18 protein-coding genes are annotated in these 22,004 nt (G+C 38.5%); 11 read left to right on the top strand and 7 right to left on the bottom strand.

All coding sequences use genetic code 11. The features are described 5' to 3' along the window. Positions 1-93: 93 nt before the first annotated feature. The 4 genes from HXT30_RS03665 to HXT30_RS03650 all read left to right on the top strand — a co-directional run bounded on the left by HXT30_RS03665 (position 94) and on the right by HXT30_RS03650 (position 5,305). Positions 94-1,314 carry a hypothetical protein gene (locus tag HXT30_RS03665; protein WP_422111322.1) on the top strand — a complete coding sequence of 407 codons (1,221 nt, stop codon included), beginning with the start codon at positions 94-96 and terminating at the stop codon, positions 1,312-1,314. Between the two features lie 560 nt (positions 1,315-1,874). Next, a complete protein-coding gene (locus tag HXT30_RS03660) occupies positions 1,875-3,173 on the top strand; it encodes an MFS transporter (protein WP_422111834.1) in 1,299 nt (432 codons plus the stop codon). Between the two features lie 334 nt (positions 3,174-3,507). Beyond that, positions 3,508-4,764 (top strand): serine/threonine transporter SstT, encoded by a 1,257-nt coding sequence (gene sstT / locus HXT30_RS03655; RefSeq protein WP_415701837.1) that lies wholly within the window; start codon positions 3,508-3,510, stop codon positions 4,762-4,764. Positions 4,765-4,882: 118 nt separating this feature from the next. Then, the gene (locus HXT30_RS03650) at positions 4,883-5,305 is read left to right on the top strand and encodes a GNAT family N-acetyltransferase (RefSeq protein ID WP_422111321.1); all 423 of its coding nucleotides are present in this window, start codon (positions 4,883-4,885) and stop codon (positions 5,303-5,305) included. 7 nt (positions 5,306-5,312) lie between these two features. Here the strand turns inward: HXT30_RS03650 and epsC are convergent, their stop codons facing one another. The 6 genes from epsC to HXT30_RS03620 all read right to left on the bottom strand — a co-directional run bounded on the left by epsC (position 5,313) and on the right by HXT30_RS03620 (position 10,901). Beyond that, a complete protein-coding gene (epsC, locus tag HXT30_RS03645) occupies positions 5,313-6,170 on the bottom strand; it encodes a serine O-acetyltransferase EpsC (RefSeq protein ID WP_422111320.1) in 858 nt (285 codons plus the stop codon). Positions 6,171-6,313: 143 nt separating this feature from the next. Continuing rightward, positions 6,314-7,246 carry a cysteine synthase A gene (gene cysK, locus HXT30_RS03640; protein WP_422111319.1) on the bottom strand — a complete coding sequence of 311 codons (933 nt, stop codon included), beginning with the start codon at positions 7,244-7,246 and terminating at the stop codon, positions 6,314-6,316. A gap of 542 nt (positions 7,247-7,788) precedes the next feature. Then, the gene (locus tag HXT30_RS03635) at positions 7,789-8,592 is read right to left on the bottom strand and encodes an energy-coupling factor ABC transporter ATP-binding protein (protein ID WP_422111318.1); all 804 of its coding nucleotides are present in this window, start codon (positions 8,590-8,592) and stop codon (positions 7,789-7,791) included. Beyond that, on the bottom strand, positions 8,589-9,443 hold the full coding sequence (locus tag HXT30_RS03630; protein ID WP_422111317.1) for an energy-coupling factor ABC transporter ATP-binding protein: 855 nt from the start codon (positions 9,441-9,443) through the stop codon (positions 8,589-8,591). Before HXT30_RS03630 ends, HXT30_RS03635 begins: the two co-directional genes overlap by 4 nt. After that, positions 9,425-10,225: an energy-coupling factor transporter transmembrane component T family protein gene (locus tag HXT30_RS03625; RefSeq protein ID WP_020758037.1), complete on the bottom strand. Its 801-nt coding sequence runs from the start codon at positions 10,223-10,225 to the stop codon at positions 9,425-9,427. The genes HXT30_RS03630 and HXT30_RS03625 overlap by 19 nt, the downstream gene beginning before the upstream one ends. A gap of 76 nt (positions 10,226-10,301) precedes the next feature. After that, positions 10,302-10,901, bottom strand: a complete 600-nt coding sequence (locus tag HXT30_RS03620) for an ECF transporter S component (RefSeq protein ID WP_422111316.1) — start codon at positions 10,899-10,901, stop codon at positions 10,302-10,304. Positions 10,902-11,266: 365 nt separating this feature from the next. On the opposite strand from HXT30_RS03620, the gene HXT30_RS03615 reads away from it, so the two are divergent. The 4 genes from HXT30_RS03615 to HXT30_RS03600 all read left to right on the top strand — a co-directional run bounded on the left by HXT30_RS03615 (position 11,267) and on the right by HXT30_RS03600 (position 15,945). Further along, on the top strand, positions 11,267-12,253 hold the full coding sequence (locus tag HXT30_RS03615) for a DUF3137 domain-containing protein (protein WP_422111315.1): 987 nt from the start codon (positions 11,267-11,269) through the stop codon (positions 12,251-12,253). A 96-nt stretch (positions 12,254-12,349) separates the two neighbouring features. Next, a complete protein-coding gene (locus tag HXT30_RS03610) occupies positions 12,350-12,904 on the top strand; it encodes a LemA family protein (RefSeq protein WP_422111314.1) in 555 nt (184 codons plus the stop codon). A 181-nt stretch (positions 12,905-13,085) separates the two neighbouring features. Further along, positions 13,086-13,895, top strand: coding sequence for a nucleoside phosphorylase (locus HXT30_RS03605; protein ID WP_422111313.1), 810 nt, complete (start codon positions 13,086-13,088; stop codon positions 13,893-13,895). Between the two features lie 283 nt (positions 13,896-14,178). Further along, positions 14,179-15,945, top strand: coding sequence for an ABC transporter ATP-binding protein (locus tag HXT30_RS03600; RefSeq protein ID WP_422111312.1), 1,767 nt, complete (start codon positions 14,179-14,181; stop codon positions 15,943-15,945). Positions 15,946-16,182: 237 nt separating this feature from the next. Here the strand turns inward: HXT30_RS03600 and HXT30_RS03595 are convergent, their stop codons facing one another. Further along, positions 16,183-17,514, bottom strand: a complete 1,332-nt coding sequence (locus HXT30_RS03595) for a Na+/H+ antiporter family protein (RefSeq protein WP_422111311.1) — start codon at positions 17,512-17,514, stop codon at positions 16,183-16,185. A gap of 573 nt (positions 17,515-18,087) precedes the next feature. Here HXT30_RS03595 and HXT30_RS03590 point away from each other — a divergent pair. The 3 genes from HXT30_RS03590 to HXT30_RS03580 all read left to right on the top strand — a co-directional run bounded on the left by HXT30_RS03590 (position 18,088) and on the right by HXT30_RS03580 (position 21,853). Beyond that, positions 18,088-18,831 (top strand): ATP-binding cassette domain-containing protein, encoded by a 744-nt coding sequence (locus tag HXT30_RS03590; protein WP_422111310.1) that lies wholly within the window; start codon positions 18,088-18,090, stop codon positions 18,829-18,831. After that, complete coding sequence (locus HXT30_RS03585; protein ID WP_422111309.1) at positions 18,821-20,899, top strand: YhgE/Pip family protein; 2,079 nt, start codon at positions 18,821-18,823, stop codon at positions 20,897-20,899. The genes HXT30_RS03590 and HXT30_RS03585 overlap by 11 nt, the downstream gene beginning before the upstream one ends. Positions 20,900-21,199: 300 nt before the next feature. Next, positions 21,200-21,853 carry a TenA family protein gene (locus HXT30_RS03580; RefSeq protein WP_422111308.1) on the top strand — a complete coding sequence of 218 codons (654 nt, stop codon included), beginning with the start codon at positions 21,200-21,202 and terminating at the stop codon, positions 21,851-21,853. Positions 21,854-22,004 lie beyond the last annotated feature (151 nt).

Here is a 22,004-nt window from a genome sequence, read left to right as displayed (position 1 = left end):
TGGTGGAAATGCGTGAACGCGTGTTTGATTATTTTTCCCCGCCGCTTGTGGATTGGCTGCATGCGAGTGGGGGAGAAGAAGAAAGGAAATAAAATGATGAATAAGAAGGCTATCGCCGCTTTCGCTGCTGGCGCAACTTTGCTTGCTGGCTTTGCAATGGCAACCCCAGCTTTTGCTGCTGAGACTCCAAACAATGACGCAAACAAGGTCTTGACTAAGAAAGAAGCTAAGAAGGTTGCTGCGGAAAAGCAGCAGGCTTATCTCAAGCTTGTTCAGAATCCAGTTGCTGAAGCTGGTAAGGATGCAGAAGCACCAGCTACCTCTGATATCGCTGCAGATGCTTTGAAGAAATGCTACACCGAGGATGCAAAGACTCATAAGTTTACTGCTGTTGAATCAGAAATTAATAAGCTTACTGTGACTGTTGCTGGAAAAGTGAATGCGTATATTAACGGTCACAACGCTTATCTTGCTGCTGATGCTGCTCACAAGAAGTATGTAGCTGACGTTGCTGATGCTCTTAAGGCTTGGACTGATGCAGAAGCTGCTGTTAAGACCGCTGCGGCTGATCCTGTAGAGGAGTCTGACGAACAGCAGAAGGATAATGCTATTGCTCGTGTTCGTACCGCTGCAGCTGATCTTCAGACTAAGATTGAGAAGAAGCAGAAGACTTATGCTGAGTATCTCAAGAAGAAGTCTGCTTACAATGCAGCTAAGGAAAAGGTTTCTGCCTGCAAGGAAGCTGTTAAGGCTGCTGAGGATGCTTTGAATGACTTTATGATGAGCGGTGAAACTGATTCTAAGCGTGAAGACCATCTTAATGATGTTCTTGATCGCGCTAAGGCCAAGCTTACTGCTGCTGAAACCAAGCAGACTAAGGCTGAGGGAGAGTATAAGGAAGCTAAGCAGAAGGCTACGGATGCAAAGTCTCTTTGGAAGGATGCTGTAAAAGAGTATCACGCTGCTTACGATCATGCTGTGTCTCTTGATGTAGATCCAACCAAGCTTCCAGTTGTTTCTACTGCTGCAGATCCATTGGATAATGACTTCCTTGATCTTCCAAGCACCTCCAATGGTGTTGCTCCAGCTGGTAAGAATGGTGCTCAGGCTGGTGCTAACGGCGCTGCCGCTGGTAAGGCTGGCGCTGCTAATGGCTCTGCCGCTGCTGGCGCTAAGACTGAGGTTGAGAACAAGAATGGCAAGGACAAGCGCGGTAACGCCCACGCTACTACTGGTGTTGGCGTAACTTTGACCGCTTTGGCTGCCACTATGCTTGCTGGCATGGGTGCTGCTGTTCGCAAGGCTCGTCACTAAGCATTGCGCGCGCCCTTATGCTAAGTGTGTGAGTGCGCGCTTATGCTCTTTTAGAGTTTGCACTTAACGACTGGTGTGGTGTTTTGTAGGGAAATGTCTCACTGGCTTTGCTCTTGATTCTTGCACTTTTGTTTTAATTCTGGTTTGCTATTATTTTCTTTTCTTCCCAGAGTTAGGGCGTTGGTTGCGGGGTTTTGAGTGTTGAGTGTGTTGCTTTCGGTTTTGTTTGCTACTAGGGGCATTCAAAACCGAAAGCTTTTTTGTTTTTCACTTTTTGTTTTTTACTTTTGGTCTATAACCCTCACTTTTTGTCTAAACTGTTTTTTGGTCTATAGCTAACCACTGTTTTTTGTAGCGTTTTTGTTATTTTGTATTATTATTTGTTGATTTTTCTTGAACAAGAGTATAGTGTTACTAAATTTGTAAAATAAGCTATTGGATTTGTGTAGTTTGTAGTGAATTATTTAAGTTTGATAGTGATTTGCGAGTAGTTATGCATTTGCAGAAGCTTGCATTATGATTTGCGATTTTACAAGAGCTTTAAGGGAGAGTTGGTTGCTGTGAAGTCAATATTTAGTAAGAATAATATTTTTATTCGTATGAGATCTATTAGTCCAGCACTGCGATGGGCTTTAGTCGGCTTCTGTTTTTCTATGCTCGGCAATCAAGCGTATGAAGGCTCGGTTTTGCCTTCTATTATTATTGTGGGCTTGCCGGCTTGGGTGATTGGTTTTCGTAAGACTTTTATGACGGTTGCCGATTTTCTTTCGCCATGCTCTGGTTGGATTGTTGATAAGCTTGGCGGTTTTCGCGCTCTTGCTATGACTGAAGGCGTAGAAGGCGTGCTTAGTTTACTACCGCTTCTTATGCTTGGCTCTCCTGCGTGGAAGTGGTCGCTGGTGGCTCTTTCTTGCGCATTGCTGATTACTGGTCAAGTGATTGATATTGCTAGCGAAGTTTTCGAGGTTGATGCTGCAGGCGGAGATGACAGCATGATTGTAAACTACAGCGGCATTGTGAGCATTTTGGCGAGTATTACAGGAACGTTGCTTGGCTCTCCGCTTGGATCTTGGATTGCAAGCTGGTCGATTCCTGCGGTTTTGATTTTCTCGTCCGTCACTTCTTTTGCGGCTTGTGGTACGCGATTTATTATGAAACAAGACATTGCGCAAGCATCTTGCGATGTAGAGGGAGAGTTGCAAGAAGTAGAGGAAGTGCAGCAAGATGTAGAGAATGAATCGCAAGAATCGCAAGTATCGCAAGAAAATGACGTTGCCAACAAATCCACAGCTAAGCAATCTGCGAATCCGTTACTAAAGGGTAAAATCATGCTTCTTGCTGGATCTCTTTTGGTTGCTTTTATTCCTGCATGCTCTGTTTCTTATATTCTTCTAGGTCTTGGTAAGCAATATGGCTCTCAATCTTTAACAATATTGTATATTTTTACTGGTGTAGGAAGCGTGCTTGCATCCGTTTTGTATGCGCACTCGTCTCAAAAACTCGGTTTAAGAAAAGTTGCAATTTTAGGCATTATTGTGAGCTTAGCTGCTTATTGCTTTATGTTTATTAATCTTTTGCCAATAATGTGCTTTGCGTTCTTACTTGAAGCGATTGGCGGAATGCTACTAGTAGAGCCGATTATTGTTGCGCGTCAGATTCTGTTTAAGGGAAGTACTCTCGCTAAGTTTTCTGGTTGGGCGCGCCTTGCGTTTGCGATTGGTGCTACTGCTGGTTCTTGGATTGGATTTGCATTCTCGTCTACGTTCCAATGGCAGCTTTTGCCTATACTTGCGCTGATTTTCACAGCAGGATTGCTTGTTGTTTTGCCTCAATTACCAAATACTAGTTATGCAGATTAGGCGATTAATGACGATTAATGACGATTAATAAGGATTAATAAGGATTAATAAGGATTAATAAGGATTAATAAGGATTAATAAGGATTAATAAGGATTAATAAGGATTAATAAGGATTAATAAGGACTAATAAGGATTAATAAGGACTAATAAGGATTAATAAGGACTAATAAGGACTATTTTTAAGCAAAAGGCATTGTTAAATCGCTAAAACCTAACGATTTGCATATATATGCATGCATGTGTATAATATGTAAAAATAGAAAATCTTGCGAGTATGAATACAAATAAAAGAGTATAAAATATTCTGCACAAACTAAATTACAGGAGACTCTCATGCACAAGATTATTCAAAAGTGGAATAGCATTGACCTTATTCTGCGTATTGTTATTGGTCTTTTTCTAGGCGCTGCACTTGGTCTTTTTGTGCCATCTCACGTTTACGTGCTAGATCTTATGGGAAAGCTGTTTGTAAGCGCACTTAAATCTGTTGCTCCGATTTTGGTATTCTGCCTGGTGATTGGCGCGCTTGCAAAAGCAAAAAGTGTTGGAAACATGAAGCTTGTAATCGTGTTGTATGCACTTTCTACGTTTATTGCAAGCCTTATAGCTGTATGCGCAGCTATGATTTTCCCTGTTGACTTCACTTTTGCGCATGTTGAAGCAGCATCTTCTCCATCTCCTCAAGGAATCGGCGAAGTTCTTAATTCTCTTGTGCTAAATATTGTTGTAAACCCTGTAGATGCTCTTGCAAAGGGAAACTTTATTGGTATTTTATTCTGGGCAATCGCATTTGGCGTAGCACTTCGCTTGGCTGAGCCTTCCACTAAAGCATTCTTTGACAACGTTTCGTCTGCTATTGGAAAAATTGTTCACTGGATTATTAACGCAGCACCTTTTGGCATTATGGGTCTTGTTTATACAACAGTGGCAAGCAATGGTCTTCGTATTTTTAGTGAATACGGTTCCGTTATTGCCTTGTTAGTATGCACTATGGCTGTTGTTGCTTTGATTGTAAATCCTATTTTTGTTTTTGTGCTTACTGGCAAGAATCCGTATCCTCTTGTATTGAGAACATTGCGCGATTCGGGAGTTACAGCGTTCTTTATGCGTTCTTCTGCTGCAAATATTCCTGTAAACATGAATTTGTGCGAAAAACTCGGTTTTAATAAAGACAATTACTCGGTTTCTATACCACTTGGATCAACCATTAATATGAGTGGTGCTGCTATAACGATTTCGATTATGGCTTTGTGCGCTGCTCACACGCTTGGGATTTACGTTGATATTCCAACAGCTGTGATTTTGTCTGCGCTTTCTGCAGTTAGCGCTGCAGGTGCATCTGGTGTAGCTGGTGGTTCGCTTTTGCTTATACCTCTTGCTTGCTCGTCGTTTGGTATTTCAAACGATATTGCTATGCAAGTAGTTGCTATTGGCCTTATTATTGGCGTTATTCAAGATTCGTGCGAAACTGCGCTTAACTCTTCCACAGATGTTCTCTTTACGGCAGTTGGCGAATATCGCATGTGGCAGCGTGCAGGTCTTAAGTTTAAGATGGGCAAGGATCACGAGCCAGTGCAACTTAAAAAGTAGCTGTTGTAGCGGTTGCATCTGTTGTAGCTTTTGTTAAGTATTATTACTAGTGCGCGTTCTTCCGTTTTTACGTTTTAGATCGCGCACTTTTGCTATGTTTTGCGAGGCGTTATTGTAAATGAATCTAGCAGATGTTCAAATAAAAGAGTACGAAAAATATAATAGCAAAGATATTTTAAGATTATATGATTCTGTTGGTTGGTCTTCGTATACAGATGATTTAGTTGCTTTAGAAAATGGCTTTAACAATTCGCTCAAGGTTTTAGCTGCGTATAAAAATGATGAGCTAGTTGGAATTGCTAGAGCTGTTGGCGATGGATACACGGTTGTTCTTATTCAAGATATTCTTGTTTTGCCAGAGTATCAACGCCAGGGGATAGGCTCTGCTTTGTTAAATGCGATTGTGGATTTTTACCCTAATGTTCGTCAAATTCAATTAACCACGGATTGTACTGAAAAAACTATTGCTTTTTATAAGTCTGCTGGTTTTATTGAGTTAGCAGAAATTGAGTGCTGCGGTTTTATAAAAGACAGAGCATGATAGCGTATTAGGCTTTAGGAAAGTGGTAGGTTGTGTTTGCAGGAATGCTGCGGTTTATCCACGCGTTTGCTGCGATTATGCTTCCGTTGCCGATTGTGGTTTCTCCGCCTAAGATTGTTGCGTTTGCGTAAATTACAACATTATTTCCAATATTTGGATGCCGCTTTCCGCCTTTTACAGGATTTCCATTCTCGTCTAGAGCAAAACTTTTTGCACCCAGCGTTACGCCTTGGTAAAGCTTAACATGCTCGCCGATTACAGTTGTTTCGCCAATTACAATGCCAGTTCCGTGATCAATGCAAAAATATGCGCCAATTTTTGCTCCTGGATGAATGTCGATTCCAGTTTTTCTGTGTGCATATTCGCTCATAAGTCTAGGAATTAGCGGTATGTTAAGTTCGTAGAGTGCGTGAGCTGTGCGGTGAATAAGCATTGCATAAAAACCAGGGTATGCGAGCGTTACTTCTACTTTGCTTGTGCAAGCAGGATCGCCTTCATACATGGCTTGAATATCTGTTAAAAGTAACTTTTTAATTGTAGGAAGAGTATTTATAAATTGATTGCAAGTTTCTCGAATTTTAATTGTGTTGCTTGTGTAGCATTGAAGTTCGTGAAATATAATGCGTTCTATAGTGTCTAATGCGTTTGAAGTAACGGTATTCAAACTAGCGTTATTGTTCAAACTAGCGTTGAGTTGCGTAGTCTCGTTGCTTTCATTGCGCACATGCAACTCAGGCAAAAGTAGAGCCTGAGTCGCATGTATGAGTGCAATAATATTGCGGTAATTAGGTATGAATGTAGCTTGCCTTATGTCTGAATCGTTAATTGAGTTTAGTTGATTTATAAGGTCAAGGCTATCACTCATACATTTCTCCCGTTATTTTGCTATTTTCTTTATTTTCTATTTTCTTTATTCTACAGTTTTGATCATTATCTAATAATGTTATTTATTATCCATATATTATTTAATCAAAACTTGCGTATTTACAGTAGTGCTCCTAAATGTAGTCAGTCTTCAAATAATGCGGTAGACAAGTATCGATCTCCTGAATCTGGCAGTATTGCAACGATGGTTTTACCCCTGTTTTCTTCTCTTTTTGCTTCTTGGATTGCTGCCCAGATTGCAGCTCCAGAAGAAATACCAACGAGAACGCCTTCTTTTTTGCTTATAAGCTTGCCGCTTTCGATTGCGTCTTCATTTGTTACGTGAACAATGCGATTATAAATGTTTTGGTTAAGCACATCTGGCACGAATCCTGCGCCGATTCCTTGAATCTTGTGCGCTCCTGGCTTGCCGCCTGCGAGCACAGGGGAGTCGGCTGGTTCTACTGCGATTACTTCAAGCTGCGGATTTTGCTCCTTTAAATATGTGCCAGTACCCGTGATTGTGCCGCCTGTTCCAACGCCAGCAATGAGCATATCCACGTTTCCATCAGTGTCTTGCCAAATTTCTGGACCTGTTGTTTTGTAGTGCGCGTGCACATTTGCTTGATTGGTAAACTGCCCCGGAGTCCACGCGTTTGGCGTGTTTTCAACGATTTCCTTTGCTTTGGCGATTGCGCCTTTCATTCCATCTTTAGCTGGTGTGAGCACGAGCTCGGCGCCGTATGCTTTCATAAGTTTTCGGCGTTCAATAGACATGCTTTCTGGCATTACAATAATGCTTTTGTATCCTTTTGTCTGCGCAATCATTGAAAGACCAATGCCAGTATTTCCAGAGGTTGGCTCAACAATTACTGAGCCTGGTTTAATTGTTCCTGCAGCTTCTGCTTCTTCAATCATCTGCTTTGCAATTCGGTCTTTTACGGAGCCTGCTGGGTTAAAGTATTCGAGTTTTACAAGAATTTTTGCTGCTAGATTGTACTCTTTTTCAATGTGTGTAAGCTCCATAAGTGGAGTGTTTCCTACGAGTTCTTGCACGGACTTGTAAATATTAGACATAATATTTCCCCTTACTTGTTTGTTTTGTTTAATTTGATTTGTTTCTGTTTTGTTTTTAATTTTTAAAAATAATTTTTATTAATAAAGTGACTATTGTTTTATTAGTTGTTTCTAAAGATGCCATTATTCGTTTTAACATTAACACGTATTAAATTGTTATTTTTTAACGTTATATTCGATTTTTGGCATAAAAAAAGAAACAGCGCGCTGTTTCTTGAATCGTAATTTGCTGTGTTTTAACGTAGATGCTTTTAACACAGGCTAGATGTTATGCATACTTAGTGCTTGCAAACATCATTTCGATTAAGAAATGCGCAACAGCATACGCTACAACAACAATTTGTCATCATATTTGTATGATACATGTGCACTCCTTTGCTTCTCGAAATGGTGATAAGTGAAGACTATAGCGAATGGATTTGTGTTTGTCAAATTTAATTCGTGTCTGCTGATATTAATATTTATTAACAAATGCTAATTTTAAGAAACTACGCGATTTGTGCATTTGCTTTCTTTGCTGCTTCATTTGATAGTCGGTAGTTTTATTGTTCGTAATACTCGTTCACAAATTCTTCAACAGATAGGAACGTATTTTCATAACCCAACTTTTCACAGAGCTTAACAACATCTGGCTTATCTAGTTGTGCGCTAGAAAGTATGTTATTTTGCATAAATGCGTCTCGCGTAGTGCCGTCAAAAAGAACCTTGCCATTGGAAAGCACAACAACTCGATTAAATACTCTAGCCACAAAATTCATATCGTGAAGAACAGCTATAACAGTTTTTCCTTGCAAAACAAGGTGTTTAATAATTGATTCAATACGATTTTTGCCGCAATCGTCTTGAGCAATCGTAGGCTCATCTAAAATAACAACTTGCGTATCCATTGCTAGAATCGATGCAATAGAAACCATTTTCCTTTCACAAAGACTTAAATCGTAAGGATTTAAGTCGCTTTTATCTAAAAGTCCTACAAGTTTTAGACTTTCTTTTGCTTGGATCAATGCTTGACTCTTATCAATTCCAATTTTTAAAAGTCCAAACATTACTTCGCGTATAACAGTTGATTCAAAAATCTGGTCATCTGGATTTTGGAATACAAATCCAATATCTTTAGCAAGAGAGGGAACAGTACATTCTGCAATATCTTTACCATTTAATAAAACGCTTCCAGATTTCGGCGTAAGAAGTCCTCTAAGAATCTTAAGTAAAGTTGTTTTTCCAGTGCCATTTTGACCAACAATAGCGCATGCTCCAGGAGCAAAAGACAAATTTAGATTATTGAATATTTGTGATGTTGGAGTATGAGAAAAAGACACATTTTGTATTTCAATAGTAGGAGTCATTGTAATCGATTCCCTTCGTGTGAGCGCAAAATTCGTGACGTTTGCTCAAGAGTTATTGGATACAAGCCATTATTGTTTTTTAACGAAAGTTTTTTGCAAATTTGAGTATAAACAGGAGGATTTACGCCATATTCTTCCAAGTCTTCGCGAGAAAAGATTTTTTGCGGAGTATCAAAATCAATGAGTTTTCCTTCGCTTAAAAGCATTACGCGGTCGCTATATTGCGCGATTTTTTCCATTTTGTGCTCAACCATAATAATAGTTTGACCCTGATTTTTTAAGGATTCTACTGCTTTAAAAACCTCTTCAGAACCTTTAGGATCAAGCTGCGAAGTTGGCTCGTCTAAAATTATTACTTCTGGTTGCATAACTAAAATAGCGGCAATAGACATGCGTTGCATTTGACCGCCAGATAAATCGTATGGAGAGCAATCTTTAAGATGCGCAATGTTGAGCATCTCCATGATTTTATCTACGCGATTTTGCATCTCGTTTTGCTCAATGCCAAGATTTTCAAGCCCAAACGCAATCTCCTCATACACAGTAAGCTTCGAGCCAGTAATTTGATTAAAAGGATTTTGAAAAACTAAGCCAACTTTTTTACAAAGACTGTCTATTGGCGTAGTTTTTGCGTTAAGACCGTCTACTTCGACTTTTCCGCCGTACGCTCCGTGGTAAAGATTTGGAACAAGACCTAAAATGGCTTGAGATAATGTTGATTTTCCAGCTCCATTAGCACCTATTATTCCAATAAATTCGCCTTTATGAATATCGCAAGAAATGTCATTAAGTGCAAGAGTTTTACTATACGGGTAGCGATATTTTAAGTGCTCTATATGAATAGCTGCCATGCTACATATCCTAAATTATTAAGTAACGCATAAATAATAGATGCGATTATTACGATTAAACAAGCGCATAAAAATAGCGTATTGTATTTACTTGGCTTAAATGGTTTTATGAATGTTTTTTGATTATTGCACGAAAATCCGCGAACTTCTAAAGCTATAGTTCTTTCTTTAGAACTCATAAACGAAGACATTATGATCGGGGATATTAAAGGCAAAAAAGCTTTGAAACGCGTTATTAGGGAACCTTTTGTTTGTAATCCTCTGCTTCTTTGTGCGTCAACAATAGTCGAAGTTTGCTGTGTTATTTGAGGAATGATTTGAAATAGCGAGACAAAAACATAGCCCATTTTAGGTGGTAAGCCAGCTTGTATCATCTCTTGCATCATATTAGAAGGTTTAGTTGTAAGAGTTAAAACACAAAATGCAAACGAAATGTTTAATATATTTAGCACAATCTTCATTGCTACTTCAAAACCTTCTTTGCGAGCAATCAAAGGTCCTAGTTTGAATAAAATCGTGTAGTTTCCCGATCTAAAGAAAGTTTGAACTATAAAAATAGTTACAATAATAAAACCGGTAACTTGTATTACGATTTTTATTTTTGCTAGGACCCTTGATGTTGCAAGTAATATTAGGCTCAAAATAATAAAGATAGCAAAAGAAGTATAGCCTCCAAGCAAACTCGGTGTGCTTGTAGCACATATTACGTATGCAAGCTTGGTTTTTGCAGATAATCCGTTTAGAAACGAATTCTTATCTTCAAATAGGCTGATGCTTTTCATGCTATCTCGTCTTATTGTGCTTATAAAAACTTGTAGAACTTAACGTTTATGCGATTTATTTGCTTGCGATAAACGTTTATTTATCAAGATCTTCGTCATCGGATTGATAAATAGCTATTAAACTCTTAGGAAGAACTTTATAAATTCCAGCTGCAAGGAACAAAACAACAATCTTGTCTGGTATATCTACAACAAGCTCATCTACGAATGATGCAAAGAAGCCTTTGGATCCCATTGCTGCAAAAACAGCGTCGCCCCAAACGTTTCCAGTGGTTCCGCCCCAATAAATCATGTTTAGAGGTGTAGAGATGATTATTGCGATTGCTGCAACAATAAGACTTGTTATAAAAATGTGTAGGCCTTTGTCCATATATTTTAATCGTGCAGCGATTCCAACGCTTACGCCAATTGCTGCAGCTGTAATGCTATAGACTGTAGAAATCGGATCAATTGTTAAGCCGTAAACAATATTAGTTAAAAATCCAGCAATTCCGCCTACAACTGGTCCTGCTAAGCAAGCTGAAATGCAAGTGCCTAGTGTGCCAAGCCAAAGTGGTAGTTTTAGCATGCTTGCAAATAGTTTTGCAACATAATTTATGCCGATTGCGGCTGGTATCAGTACGAGTGAAGCGGTAGTTAATTTAACGCTCCAAATAGTTTTTAGTTTCTTTACCATTTTTGAACTTCCTATCAGTTAAGGAATAAATTCAAGTTCATTATACGCTTTGAGAAATGTTATTAAAGTAGTTGAAAATTAATGTGTTATAAATTGTTATATTGTTTATTTTGTGTTATTTTGTTCTTTGTTATTTGTTTTGTATTAAGTCTTTATTGAAAATAATAACAGCTATATCACTTTTATATCAAAATCAAAGTTGTTATTATTTCGTTATTTGACTATTTCACTATTCCAAATTTTGCTATCACAAATTTAACTATTCCAAATAATGATTATTTATGATAAAAAAATATAAGAGCCTTTTATGACTTTTATAAAGATGTTGTTATAAAAATATTGGCGATTATAAGAGGGAGATGACGATGAATGTAAAACATAGTAGCGTGTTTACAAATCCCGAAGTTTTAGAAAGACTTAATAAATTAGAAAAATCTCCCCAAATGCAAGGGAAACTAAATGAGTTAAAAGAAGGCATAAAAAATAACGCTTTTGACCCAATGCGTTTAATCCCATTAATACCAGTAGTGCTGATTATTGGTGCTGTTGGCAATTATCTTCCTTCGTTTGACTACTCTACTTATAAATATCCTTTACTCATAATAGTTGCCTTTGTTGTTTGCTTTGCTGGCAAGTTTTTTGTAACAAATAAGGTTGATGTAAGCTCGCTATATGCGAATAATGTTTTAACGCCGATTCTAAATGCGATTCTGCCTGGAACGGTATTAGAAAATTCTGAAGGAATTGACAACAGTATTTTTAATAATCTTCTGCCAATATCGAGTAGGTATTATTCAAATAAACACATAATTTTTGGCGATGAATCTAAAACTGAATTTTCAAACATGCAAGCAATACACTTTTCTAGAACTGAAAGTGGAAAAACTGTTAAAAAAACGGATTTTATTGGGCAAGTCTTATTAATAAACGCAAAAACCAATATAAATGGTCACATTAGAATCGTTCCCGTTACTGGAAAGAACTTTATGGGGCAAAAACTAAGTGGATACTATGGCAAAAAAACAAAAGAGGAGAGTGAAGTTCAAACAGAATCCATTGAGTTTAATAACTCGTATTCAATCTTTTCTACAGACGATTTTTATACAAAGCTTGTATTAGATCCAAGTTTTATAGAAGCATTGAATAATTTGCAAAAAAGAATGAGAGTTTGCATATATCTAGATAGCGAGCATATTATTGCATCTTTTGATTCTGGTCGGTATATATTAGGAAATCCTGGAAAATCTGGAATAGAAAACCTATCTTTAACAAGAGAATATGCAAGATTTAGAGATGTTTTGGCTGAATATTACGAAATAATCAGCGTAATTAGAGAAAAATTGCAAAATTAGAAGCTATAAAATTAAAAAAGTAGAAATTACAATACTTGTGAATTGCAAAATTAGAGATAATTAAGACTAGAAAAGGCTAAAAATAAAGGAGACATTATGGATTATGAAACTATTTTAATAGTTATTGCAGCAGTGCTTGTAGTGGCTATTGGCTGGTTTATTGGTAAGTTAAATAGACTAAGAAAATATAGAGTGATTATAGAAGAGTCGCAAAAAAACGTTGACATTGCGCTCGCTAAAAGGTACGACACTATTTGCCAAATGCTTAAAGTTGCGCAATCGTTTGCAAAGTACGAAAAAACAACATTAGTTGATTTAGTGAGTTTAAGAGAGGGATTAAACTCTGCTGATTCTAGCGAAGCAATAAAAAATCAGAATCATGCAATAGGGAAGATTTTTGCTTTGGCAGAAGCTTACCCAGAATTAAAGTCTTCAGAACAATTTTTGAACTTGCAAGAAGAAGTAAATGACGAAAACGAGCAGCTGGCTGCAGCAAAAAGAATAGTAAATAGTAACATTAGTACTCTTAATCAAAATATTGTTACTTTCCCAGTTTCGCTTATTGCAAAATTAAGCGGAATAAAGCAGATGGATTTTCTTGATGAAGATGATCTAAGCAATAAGAAGAATATCGATAGCATACTGGGCTAGACACTATATTGAGCTAGATAGCATTTTTAGATAGATAGTATATACATATATGAAGTAGCCAATCGCCCGCGAATTTGCAGCGATTGGCTATTTTTTATAATCTTTGCGTACTAATGCGTGTATTTGTATATAGGATTGAGTGCTTGTAGGATGGAGCTGATTGTATGAAGGAGCTGATTATATGGCAGAATATGATTTACCGATTTTAGAGTATGATTCCGATAAAAGCGCAGTTTTAATGCCAAATCACGATGATATTGCTGTTCAGCTTCCATCTAAAGCGGTTTTTGCTTTCTTAGGAGATGAAATTGATCAGTATGCTTTAAGTAGGAAAGCTACGATTGTAGCAAATTTTGAATCTGCAACTAAAGTATATCCAATATATGTTTTGGAAGATAAAGTAGAGAAAAAAGTAAGAGAAAATACAAACAGCGAAGTAGAAGAAGAAACGCAAAAAATCTGCTTAGTGCAGGCTCCAGTTGGTGCTCCTGCCGCTGTTCAGATCTTAGACTGGCTGATTTCTTACGGTGTTAGCGAAGTTGTTAGTGCTGGTTCTTGCGGATCGCTAGTTGATTATGCGGAAAACGTTTTTCTGGTTCCGTATAAAGCTTTAAGGGATGAGGGGACTTCTTATCATTATTTGCCTCCAAGTCGTTATGTTGATGTTTCAGAGCGCTCGAGACGTGCTATTTTACAAACTTTGCAAGCGCACAATTTGCCTTATCATGAAGTTAAAACGTGGACTACTGATGGGTTTTTCCGTGAGACTAAGACGAAAGTTGCTAGTCGTAAGCAGGAGGGATGCGCGGTTGTTGAGATGGAGTGTTCTGCTTTAGCGGCTTGTGCACAAATGCGTGGGATTGTTTGGGGTGAGATTCTTTACACTGCAGATACTTTGCACGATGTTGAAAATTACGATGAGCGCAATTGGGGTGGAGACTCTAAAGCGTATGCTCTTGAGCTTTGTATTGAAGCAGCGTTGCGCATTTGACACGTTTACACTGATATTACATACGGAATCAGCATTTTAATTTGATTTTTTTTTTTAACTCTATGCTTATTATTTCTAGCAAGCATTACGTATAAATGCGTTTAAGTATTACGTTAATGGTTAATAATCGTGATAAGTATGATAGTGTAGCTTTCAATGCTTTGTAGCGAGTGAATAAGCAAATCGCTTATGAAAATGCTGCTTACGAAAATGATATTATAGAAGAGATAGTAGAAATAGTAGAAATAGAAGAGATATATAAAGGAAGTGAGAGGTAGCGAGAATGAGTAAAACTGACAATGCGGCAAATCAGCAATCATCGGCAAATAAGAAATCATCCGCACTGCATCCCGACGTAAAAAATTACGTAAAACTATTTTTCAAAGAAAACAAACTTGTAGCTTTTCTTTCGATGATAGTTTTTATTGCCTTGTCTATGATTTACACTGCTATTTCTTGGATTTTGCAAATTATTTTCGACTATATGTCTGGCAAAGGAGACTTCTCTCTAACTACTATTTTGCTGCTTGTCGCTTCCTTTATGCTGGTAATCTCACTGATTTTTGCGTTGAAGCGCAGCGCGTATCCTCGCTTTCTTGAAAAAGCAATGAATCAGTATAAAGAGTCTGTTATTAAGAAGCTTTTAAAAAAGAGTTATAGTGATTTTTCGCTTGCAAATTCCGGCACGTATCTTTCTGTACTTACTAATGATTGCGAGCGTATTCAAGAAAAGTATTTGAAGAAGATTTTTGATTTTGTTCAAGACGTTCTTATGCTTGTAAGCTCGCTAGCTCTTATGATTTACTACAGTCCGCTGCTCACTGTTATTGCTCTTGTTATTTCTGTGCTTCCAATGGCGTGCTCGATTCTTACAGCTAACGGAATTGCCACTCGAGAGGAGCAGGTTTCTAAATCGAATGAGTCTTATACAGCTTTGACGAAGGATGTTTTGAACGGCGTTTCGGTTATTAAGAGTTTTAAGGCGGAGCAGGAGGTTATTGATCGCTACAAAAATCAGTCGATGGAGCTTGAGCATACTAAGAATCTTCGCGAGAAAACAATGACTACTGTTTCTGCTCTTGGCACAATTTCCAGCCTTGGAACTCAGCTTGGAGTGATGCTTGTTGGCGCTTGGATGGTTAACGCTCATGTTGGTGTTATTACTGCTGGAATGGTTTTAGCTTTTACTAATTTGATGAATGGCGTACTTCAGCCTATTTCTAGTCTTCCACAAATGCTTGGCGAGATGAAGGGCGCTAAGAAGCTTATTAGCAAGATGGCTGATTATATGAGTAACGCTAAGGAAGATTCTGGCGAGATTATTGACGATTCTATTAAAAACGTTGTTTTGCGAGATGTTTCGTACGCTTATGATGCGGATCATAAAGTTTTGAAAAACGTAAATCTAACTTTGCAAGCTGGAAAATCTTACGCAATAGTAGGGCCTTCTGGCGCTGGTAAAAGTAGTTTGATTAATCTGCTTATGGGCTATTACAAGGATTATAAGGGTAGCGTGAAGCTGAATAATCACGAACTTAGCAATGTGAGCAAGAGTTCGCTTTACGATAAGACGACTCTTATGCAGCAGTCTGTGTTTATGTTTGATGCTTCGATTTTAGATAATATTACGCTGTTTAAGCCGTTCCCGAACGCAGAGGTAGATCGCGTGATTCACTTGGCTGGTTTGGATGATTTGATTGCTGCTAAAGGCAAGGATTATCAGTGCGGCGAGAATGGTAGTCATCTTTCTGGAGGAGAAAAGCAGCGTATTGCTATTGCGCGAAGCTTGCTTAAAAAGTCCGAGATTCTGCTGGTTGATGAGGCAACGAGTGCGCTAGATAACGAGACGAGCGCGAACGTAACGCAGTCTATTTTGGATTTGCAAGGAATTCTTCGACTTGTTATAACTCACCGCTTGGATGCTAATTCGCTTAAACAATATGATGAGATTCTTGTGATGAAAAGTGGCGAGCTTATTGAGCGCGGAAGCTTTGAGGGCCTTATGAATCAGAAAGCTTATTTCTACTCGCTTTATACTGTGTCTATGTGAGGATGTTGTCTGGCTTGTTGAAATGTGCTGAGCAATTTTAAGCTCGGTAAAAATATTAACGCAGTACGCTTTCTGCAATAGTAGCCAATCGCCCGCGAATTTGCATTGATTGGCTACTTTGCGGGTGGCTGTATGTTAGGTTCGCCTACTTGGCGCGGTGAAGAAAATTGCCGCAAATGGCAAAAATCTTCACCAGCGTTTATTAGATGTGTATTGTTGGTGACTTTCAGTTAAATGCTAAATAAACTGCGATATTACAATGCCTGCAGCCATAAGTGGAATGTTAAAAATAAGGAATGTTGGAACACAAGTATCCCAAATGTGGCTGTGTTGACCATCTGCATTTAAGCCAGAAGTAGGACCAAGCGTTGTATCGGAAGCAGGGGAGCCTGCGTCGCCAAGAGCTGCAGCGGAAGACATAAGAAGAATTGTTGCAGGAGTGCTAAAACCAATGCTTTGGCAAAGCGGCACGAACAAAACTGCAAGAATAGGAACCGTGCCAAACGATGTGCCGATGCCCATAGTAACAAGCAAGCCAATAATCGTAATAACGAATGCAGCGATTAGCTTGTTTTGACCCATACAAGCAACGCCAAGGTGTACAAGCTCATTAACTCCGCCTGTAGCTTGAATCACGTTAGCGTAGCCGCCAGCAATGAGCATAATAAATGCAATAAGACCCATAAGCTTAACGCCGCCCATAAGCTGCTTGTCGATGTCTTTCCACTTTATTGCGCCAAAAATAATCATGGTTGCAAGACCTGCAAGAGAAGAAAGTGAAAGATCCTTACTAATAACTTGCACTACTACAACAACAATAATCGCAAGAATGGTTACGTAGTGTGCTTTAGTAAGCGGGCCAACAACAGCGTCCGCAGCGCGAGTATCTGCTTCGGTTGTTTTATATTCGCGAGGCTTGCGGTATAGAACAAAAACTGCAAATAGTAAGGCTGCAAGCATTGCGGCACCCAAATACCAGTTCACTGCGCTAACGTCTGAAACGCTAACTTTCATGCCGTTTTTAGAGAGATTAGTTGCTATAACTGTTTGGAAAATTAAACCAAAGCCAAATGGAATAGCAATGTACGGCACTTCTAGTCCGAACGCAGTACAGCATGCGGCAGCGCGGCGATCTAGCTTAAGCTTGTTCATAATGGAAAGAATTGGCGGAATAAGAATAGGAATGTAAGCAATGTGAACAGGCACAATATTTTGAGACATGCACGCAATAATTGTTAGAACTGCAAGAAGAATAAATTTGTTTGTGCCAATAAGTTTGCTGATTTTTTTAGAAATGATTTGAGCTAGACCAGTTGCTGTAATGGCTTCTGCAAATGTTCCAAGAAGAATGTATGCGAGCGCAGTTTGCGCGTTTGTGGAAAAACCATCGCAAAGCAGCGCCATAATAGTGTGGCTTCCATCTCCAAAAAGAGGGAGATGGCCAGCAATGCCACCTGCAACGCATGCAACAATCATTGCGAGTAAAACATTGAGTTTTGCAAGACTTAACGCGCATAACACTACAACCGATACAATTACTGGGTTGCATAGAATGTTTAAAATTTGCATACTGTTTCACCTCTTTTTAAAGTTATCTTCATTTTGATGTTTGTAATAATATGTTTTTTAATTTTGATAATTTTAAATTTTAATAATTAAAGACAATATCATAAAGACGTACGTAGTATTTTTATTGGCAGAATAAAAATATTAAGTATGCTTGAAATTTACATGATTAAATCAAAAATGTGAGATTTTGTTATATATAGCGTGTTTTTAGAGCTAAAATATAGACAAATGAACAAAATGTTCAAAAATAAGTTAGTATTTGTTCACCTTGAAGAGTACCATGAAGGTGTTCGCAAAGAATTAACAAAATAATTAATTCCTTGTTTTACACAATTTTGTTGCAATAACGCAATATAAGTGGCTGCAAAATCGAGTTTAAGCAGCATCAAATTGAAGATTGAGTCGAAAATCAACAAAATAAAAAATAAAAAATCAATAAAAATTAAAACAAAATTAAAAATTGAAAAATATTAGTTAAATACAAAGGAGGAATGCATAGCAATTTCGATAGCAACATTAAAAATGTATACCATTTAAAAATGTATGACATCGCTACTTTGCAGCAAACAAATTATGCAAGAGGAACAAACGCTTATAGAAGCGAAAGAATTAGGATTAAAAAGATTTACAAGAACTCCATTCTGGGATGTGTCATTAAAAGTTGAGCCTCATCAAATCGTTGCAATCTCGGGAGAACATGGCTCTGGAAAGTCTGCTCTACTACTAGCATTGTCTGGCTATATGAAGTTTACGAATGGAACGTTAAAAATCGCAAACTTGAATCTTCCAGCAGACACAAAAGAATCACGTCAATACGTTGGACTGGGATTGTTCAATGGAATCAACGAATTCTATAACACTCAAACAATAGAAGAAGCGCTTATGAGCGAGCTAAAACTCGCGAGTGCATCGCCGCTTTTCCGCGAACAATACAAAAATGATGTTAAAAATCGCGAAGCACTACATCAATACGCTTACAACGTTCTAGCATATTGGAAAGTGTTATCTCCTAGAGAAACTGCTATTGGTGATTTAACACCATGCGAGCGCATGAGATTAGGAATTGCACTTGCGTTATTAAAAAAGCCGTGGATTCTTTTTGTAGATGGCGTAGAGACTGAGCTTACAAGTGAGCAAAGTGAATGCTTGCTTGCAGACATTCGCGCATACGTTAGCAAACACTTTTGCGCGTGCTGCGTGGGAGTTTTGCAAAGCGAGTTAGAAAAGCAAGCGGATCAAGTTTTAAGACTAAGTCGCGCAAGTTACAGCGAAGATTATGAGCTTAACAAAAATGGAGATGGTAAGAATGCGCGTTAATACTATTGTTCTTGCGTTTCGTGAATTAAATAATGCTATAAAAGGAAAAGCTCGAAAGCTTGTTATTGGAACAGTAGCCTTAATACCACTTTTATATGGGTCGCTGTATTTATGGGCGTTTACAAATCCTTATAAGACTTTGGATACTGTGCCTGTGGCTGTTGTTGTGGAAGATAGTGGTGCGATTATAAATGGCAAAATGCGCAATATTGGCCACGAAATCAAGAATCGCTTGAAGAGTCAAAAAGATGGAAGTGAAGGATTCCAGTGGAACTTTGTAGATAGCGCTAAAGCAAACAAAGGTCTTAAAAATGGCGATTATTTTATGGTAGCAACTATTCCATCGTCTTTTAGCAAGTGCATTGCTTCTGCTGAATATGATAGTCCAACTAAAGCAAAGCTACACGTAAAATACGATCAAGCTAGTAACATGCTTGCTTCTCAAATAGGAAAAACAGCGTTTCACACTTTAAGGAGCGAAATTAGTGAGGCGATTGTTCAAGAATATTGGGAGAATATGTTTAAAAAAGTAAACTCTGCTTCTGATTCTTTTAATGATGCTGTGAGCGGTTCTGGCGATTTAAGCGCGGGAATACAATCGCTTAATGGTGGTGTAGATAAGCTTGCTGATGGATCAAGCAAGCTTACTCAATCTTTGCAAAAACTACAAAACGGATTGGGAGAGCTTCAAAAAGGAGCGCAATCGCTTAAAAATGCAAATGCGCAAAGCAAAGATGGAGCGCAAACATTAGCGCAAAAAACTAATGATTTGGCAAATGGCGCAAATCAGCTAAATAGTGGAGCGCAAACGTTATATAACGCTACAGACGAACTATATAATGGTGCGCAAAAGCTTTCGGATTCTAGTGCTCAACTTGAAGAGCATGTTAAAGCAGGAAACGAGGCTACAAAAAATCAGCTTGCTCAATTGCTTGTTGAAGCGCAAAATCCGCTTGTAACTAAAGAGATTGTGTTAGAAAAATTGCAAGGTCTTGCAGGAGGATTAAGCGAAAATTCTAAGCTTTTAGAGACGAATCTTTCGGCATTGAGTCAAGGTGCTGGAGCGCTTTCTTCTGGAAGTTTAAAGATAAAAGCTGGAGTTGACGCCGTTTCTAAAGGAATATCGAGCGTTCGAGGTGGCTCGTCGCAGCTTTCTGCTGGAGCAAATAAGCTGGCGGAAGGTCTTAGCGTTATTAGCAACGGCAGTGAAAAGCTCAATAATGGTATTAATTCTGCTGCACTTGGGTCTGCAAAAATAGTTGATGGATCAAGTCAATTGAATTCTGGAGTTCAAAAGCTTTCTGAAAACACTCCAAAGCTTGCTGAAGGAGCTAAAAAGTTGCATGAAGGCCTTAAAAGCGCACAAAGCTCTAGCAAAATCAACAATATTAAGCAAAAAAGTAAGATGATGAGTGCTCCAGTTGCGCTTAAAGAGCATAATTATTCGCATGTTGAAAACTACGGAACTGGCTTTGCGCCTTACTTTATTTCGATAGGCCTTTGGGTTGGCGCGCTTATGGCAACTTTTGTTTTAAGGGTTATGGATAGGCGAGCAATACTTAATGGCATGAATCCGCTTAAAAGTGCGCTTATTAGCTTGACTCCGTTTGTGATTATGGGCGTAGTGCAGGCGATTATTCTTATGGGCGTTGTTCACGGAGCGTTGAAGTTGCAAATCGACAATGTTGCTGCATTCTACGCATTGGGGATTATAGCGTCAATAGTCTTTATGGCCATAATGCAAATGATTATGGCAGTGTTTAAGATTCCAGGAAGAATAGTTGCGATTGTTCTGCTTATGCTGCAAATCACTAGCTCTGCAGGAACTTTCCCAGTGCAAATGACGCCATCGTTCTTTAGGGCGGTTCACCCATACTTGCCTATGACGTACTCCATTCTTGGGCTTCGTCAAGCAATGGCTGGAAGAAACAGCGGAGCAATAGCCTCCAGCATTGGAATTCTTGTAATCTTTGGCATTATTGCAATTGCAATAACAAGCATTGTTGCGCGCATGAAGCGCACAGTTACTATGTTTGATTTGCATCCTGTAATTACATTGGAGGCATAAGAATACGACGAGGAGTATGGAGTAATTACTGTGATTGCTGAAGTTGCTGAAGTTACCATAATATAAAAATTGCAACCGAGTGCTGCTCAAATTTGTACCCAAGTTAAGTATGACTACTTATGATATTGTTCATACTAGCGTAGTTGTTCAGCTAGGTGTACGAGCAGTGCTCGGTTGTGCATAACTATACGACTATATGTGAACCGTATATGACGTAACTGGTATGGCTAACACAACTATGCGCAATTATATTAAGCTACCTAAGGTCTTATATGAGTTACAGAGGGAAAGGACGTGTCAATGACTGCACGATTTACCGACGAATTAAAAAATGAGAATATCGAAACATGGGATGCTGCTATTCATCATCGTTTTGTTAACGAGTTAGTTGATGGCACTATTCCTGATGCTGTATTAGCTGGATATTTAATTCAAGACTACCGATTTTTAGATAGTTTCTTGGCTCTGCTTGGTGCTGCAGTTACGACAGCAGACACACTTGATTCTCGTCTCGTGTTTTCGAAATATATTGGTGAGGTAGCGGGAGATGAGAATACGTATTTTATGGATGCGTTTAACGAATTTAATACTCCTGAATCTTTCCGCAATAAAATTCCAGACACTGAAGCAACTCGCGAATTTAAAAAGATGTTTTTAGACGCGGCTCACAGTGGACATTATGCTGCCGTGCTAGCCGTGTTAAACGTTACGGAATGGATATATCTTACGTGGGCATCAGACGCTGAAGGTAAGCGTCCTGAACGAAAGGTTCATTACCAGTGGATCGACCTGCATGATTATGAAGGATTCCACAAGTTTGTAGGGTTCTTGCGTGATGAGTTGGATCGTATTGGTCCTAAGGATGCTGATATTGCTCGAGAATATTTTGCGCGTGCAGTAAAGCTGGAGCGCATGTTCTTCGATAATTCGTATGAGACTCCTGCTGAAATCTAACGAACAGCATTCTAACGAATGGACGGAAATCTAACGGATGGAAATCTAACGAAGTAAGCAAGCTGTGAGAATAAAAATATACCCTACAAGATTTGTAGGGTATATTTTTGAGAAGATGAGAAATTTTCGTTAATAATTGAAAATCTCACTG

The sequence above is a fragment of the Gardnerella sp. DNF00571G genome, assembly GCF_049262695.1.
GTDB classification, from domain to species: domain Bacteria; phylum Actinomycetota; class Actinomycetes; order Actinomycetales; family Bifidobacteriaceae; genus Bifidobacterium; species Bifidobacterium piotii.
Note: the sequence above shows the minus strand (reverse complement) of the source record. Positions and strands in the feature narration are given on the sequence as shown.